This is a genomic window from Pseudomonas sp. HMWF006 (genome assembly GCF_003061205.1).
In the GTDB taxonomy this organism is placed as follows: Bacteria; Pseudomonadota; Gammaproteobacteria; order Pseudomonadales; family Pseudomonadaceae; genus Aquipseudomonas; species Aquipseudomonas monsensis.
The window spans coordinates 6,852-10,447 of the sequence record NZ_QAIU01000322.1 but is presented as its reverse complement, the minus strand read 5'-3'; the positions used below and the strand labels follow the sequence as shown (position 1 = coordinate 10,447).

At 58.6% G+C, this 3,596-nt stretch carries 4 protein-coding genes and 1 pseudogene; 3 read left to right on the top strand and 2 right to left on the bottom strand.

Translation table 11 applies throughout. The annotated features are described in order from the left end of the window. A partial coding sequence (locus tag DBR24_RS13170; RefSeq protein WP_128614981.1) for an XRE family transcriptional regulator occupies positions 1-262 on the bottom strand: 262 nt, incomplete at its 3' end. A gap of 93 nt (positions 263-355) precedes the next feature. Beyond that, the gene (locus DBR24_RS13165; RefSeq protein ID WP_128614980.1) at positions 356-1,123 is read right to left on the bottom strand and encodes a helix-turn-helix domain-containing protein; all 768 of its coding nucleotides are present in this window, start codon (positions 1,121-1,123) and stop codon (positions 356-358) included. Between the two features lie 112 nt (positions 1,124-1,235). Between DBR24_RS13165 and DBR24_RS13160 the strand changes: the two genes are divergently transcribed. From DBR24_RS13160 to DBR24_RS32110, 3 genes and pseudogenes are all read left to right on the top strand, one after another. Beyond that, on the top strand, positions 1,236-2,051 hold the full coding sequence (locus tag DBR24_RS13160; RefSeq protein WP_128614979.1) for a sulfite exporter TauE/SafE family protein: 816 nt from the start codon (positions 1,236-1,238) through the stop codon (positions 2,049-2,051). Positions 2,052-2,128: 77 nt separating this feature from the next. Further along, the gene (locus DBR24_RS13155) at positions 2,129-2,848 is read left to right on the top strand and encodes a hypothetical protein (protein ID WP_128614978.1); all 720 of its coding nucleotides are present in this window, start codon (positions 2,129-2,131) and stop codon (positions 2,846-2,848) included. A gap of 86 nt (positions 2,849-2,934) precedes the next feature. Beyond that, positions 2,935-3,596: pseudogene (locus DBR24_RS32110) on the top strand (hypothetical protein); the annotation flags it as partial.

Below are 3,596 nucleotides of genomic sequence, written 5' to 3'. Positions count from 1 at the left end.
TACTCGCACTGCGCCCCGGCGCAAACCCCGGAAAGAACACCAACCCCTGTGCCTCAAACCGATACGCCAACGCCAATCGCGCTGCATCCGCCACGTCCTGCTGCGCTTCAAACCGCTGGATGTCGTCCGCCGCGACCTCCGCCTCGCGCGACAGCTGTTCCACGCTCCAGCCCAGCATCGCTCGGGCCTGGACGCAGTGCGTCGGGGTGAACTGGAAAAGGGCAATGCGTTCGAGGATGTGGTTCATCGCAAGAGAGGCCATGGTGTGCTCCGGGCTCAAGAGTGCTGATTGAAAATGTACTGTGTTTTTGTACAGTTGTTTTCGGCCGGGATCAAACGCATTTTTTGATTTGCCCTAGTTCGCCGCCTCCAACCAGACGGACGGTGCCTGACCGAGCATGCGCCGGAACATCGTCGAGAACGCCGCCGGGCTCTCATAACCGAAGTCCAGGGCGATCCGCGTTACCGCTTCACCGGCTGCCAGCCGTGCCAGTGCCAGCACCACGCAAGCCTGTTGCCGCCATTGGCTGAAGCTCAACCCGGTCTGCTGCCGAAACAATCTGTTGAAGGTACGCAAGCTTATGTGCAACTGCTCGGCCCAGTGTTGCGGCGACTGATGCGCGTTCGGCTGACGCAGAAAGTTCTGACACAACGCCAGGAGTTTTCCGTCAGACGGCAGCGGAATGTGCAGGGGCAGGGGCGCGCTGCGCGCCAGTTCATGCAGCAACAGCTCGATCAGCACGCCATCGCGACCCTCGAGCTCATAGGCCAGCGACACCTCCACCGCTTCCATCAACAGGTGCCGCATCAACGGCGAAACACTGATCACCTGGCAACGCGCTCCCAAGTCCACCGTCCCCGGCTCGATGTACACGCTGCGCGTGCTCACCCCCAGCATCAACACCTCATGCGCCACCCCCGGCGGAACCCACACCGCCCGCTGTGGCGGCACCACCCAGTTGCCGTCATGGGTGCGGACCTGCATCACTCCGGTAGCGCCATACAACAATTGCGCCCGCCGATGCGTATGAAATGGCAACAGCTGGCCGTGGGAATAATCCGTACCAATCGCCACCACCGGGCGCGGCGTGTGATCCAGCAGATTGATCGAAACATTGCGCATCAAGCGTTTTCCGGTAGTTGGCGTAAACGCAAACATTATTGGCTGAGTTGCTGAAGCAGGCCAGGCCGCGTGGCTCTATCGTCGGCCGCTCGCCCTCATCGGATAACGCGCCATGTTCTACATTCTGCTGACCCTGTTCGGCTGCCTGACCGGCATCACCGCCGTCCTGTTCGGCTTCGGCGGCGGCTTCGTCGTCGTGCCGCTGCTGTATCGCCTGCTCAGCGCCAGCCACGGCGCCGACGACCCCATCGGCCAGTCGGCGATGCACATCGCCGTCGCCACCTCGACCTGCGTGATGATCGTCAACGCCCTGATCGCCACCGACAAACACCGCCGCGCCGGCAACCTGATCCGCCATTATTTGTGGCCGCTCGGCAGCTTCATCGCCCTCGGTGCGATCCTCGGCGCGATCGCGGCGGTATGGGTCAGCGGCGAGGTCATTCGCTATGCCTTCATCGCCTACCTCGGCGTGACCATTATCGACTGCCTGCTCAGGCGCGGCTTTCTCACCCGCAACGAAGGCGTCATCCCACGCCGACTCAGCAGGACAGAAACGTCCGGCGGCGGTGTAGGCATCGGCGCCATCGCCACGTTCCTCGGCGTAGGAGGAAGCGTCATGACCGTACCGCTTTTGCGTCGCTGCGGGCTGAGCATGTCGCAAGCCACGTCCATGGCTAACCCGTTGAGCGTGCCGGTGGCAGTGGCCGGGACGCTGACGTACATGGCGCTGGCCAGGTTCAGTCAGGCAGAGCTGGGGGTGTGGTTTGTCGGGTATGTGGATTTGCTGGCGTTTGCGGTGCTGACGCTGGGATCGTTGGTCGGGATTCGGTTAGCCACGCCGTGGATCGGGCGGATAGCGGATCGGGTGCATGCGTGGGTTTATATTGGATTGCTGATTATCGTGTTGCTGTTTATCTCGCTTAAATGAACCATTGCCAAGCTGCAGCGTTAGAAACCAAAATCGATAACTGAGCGCCGTGCTCCAGCAATGACCAGAGAACCAGGATGTTGATCTTCAATTGCACCGAAGCAGCCAGCAAGTTTTTCAGCCGTGTTCACAAGGGCAAAAAGATCACGCCGTTGGATGCTAATCCACCGTCCTCAATCATTGAAGATGATGAGTTGAGCGGCGCTGACGAGCAGTGGCTGGTGCACGCGATAACGGTACAACGCAAACATGTGCTGCTGGTCATTCACATCAAAACCCGTTATTGCGTGATTTTGGCTGACGTCAAGAAGGCTGATACTGAGGGCGTCATTGCGCGATTTATTGATCGCTGGGTCAAGGGGTTGGTGATCAACGCACATCATCATGACCTCGGGCAGTGGCTAAACCCTGAATTGATGTTGGCGCGGGTGCAGCAGACTTGTGAGCATCATCGCTTTTATCGACGTAGCCATCGTAGCGCGCAAAAACACATTGATGAGATTGCATGGATCTTCCAGGACAAGGTCGCTCATACGGGCTCTTTGCCACCGGATGAAATCATAGCGATGGTATTTGACGAGCAAATGAATGACACGCCCAGAAGCAGTAAGGGCGCCAAGTCTTACTACTTTCCGAATGAGGAAATGGCGCTTCACTGGCTGCGTCATTACTGCTTTCTTGATGACGTCCAGCTTCATGCTGCCAAGGAGCGTCGCCATCAAAAGGTTCAGGAAATTGCGGCCCTGGAGCGCGAAGCCTGGCTTAAAAATTACGAGCGAGAAAACTCGAATCGTTAAGCTACCCACGTCATAATCCGCAGCGTATTTTTCAGCGCCGGCGCCTATGCGCCGACGCGACCTCCGATTCCTTCAAGGATTGATCCATGCTCAAGGGACTGCTGCGCCTGGCGCCATACGCTGCGGCGCTGTTCACACTCATCTCCACTGCCCATGCCGAAGATGGCCGCCGCGTGTTCACCGGCACGCTGGGCAAGATGCCGATTGTGCTGGAGCTCAACACCACGCAGCAGGATGAAGTCACCGGCCGCTACTTCTATGAGAAGTATCACCGCGACCTGGAACTCAGCGGTTCGCTGCAAGACAGCACGTTGAATCTCGTTGAGGGCAACAACCGCTATGGCGACGATAAACCGCTGCCGACTCTGAAGCTGGAAGAGACTGCCAATGGCTGGCAGGGTGAATGGCAAAGTCCGCAGGGAAAGAAGCTGCCGGTTAAACTCGCCGCGGCCAAACTTACCGCGCCAACGTCAGCAACTTTGCCGTTCGTTGCCGCGCTGCCAAACGACGAGCCTTACGAGTATCTGCGCCTGCAGGGACTCAAACTGAAACCGGCGAAGAAAGAAAACTTCATGGGCTACGACCTGCAATGGTGGACGGAGCCTGAGACAAAGATCTCGCTGTTCAGCGTGGAGTCCGGACTGTCGAAAGATGATCAGCAGCGGGTAAACCAGCAGTTGCTCGGGCGACTCTGGAATGAAGTCATCAGTTACCACAGCTGCCAGCTGCGGGGCGGAGAAAACGTCGA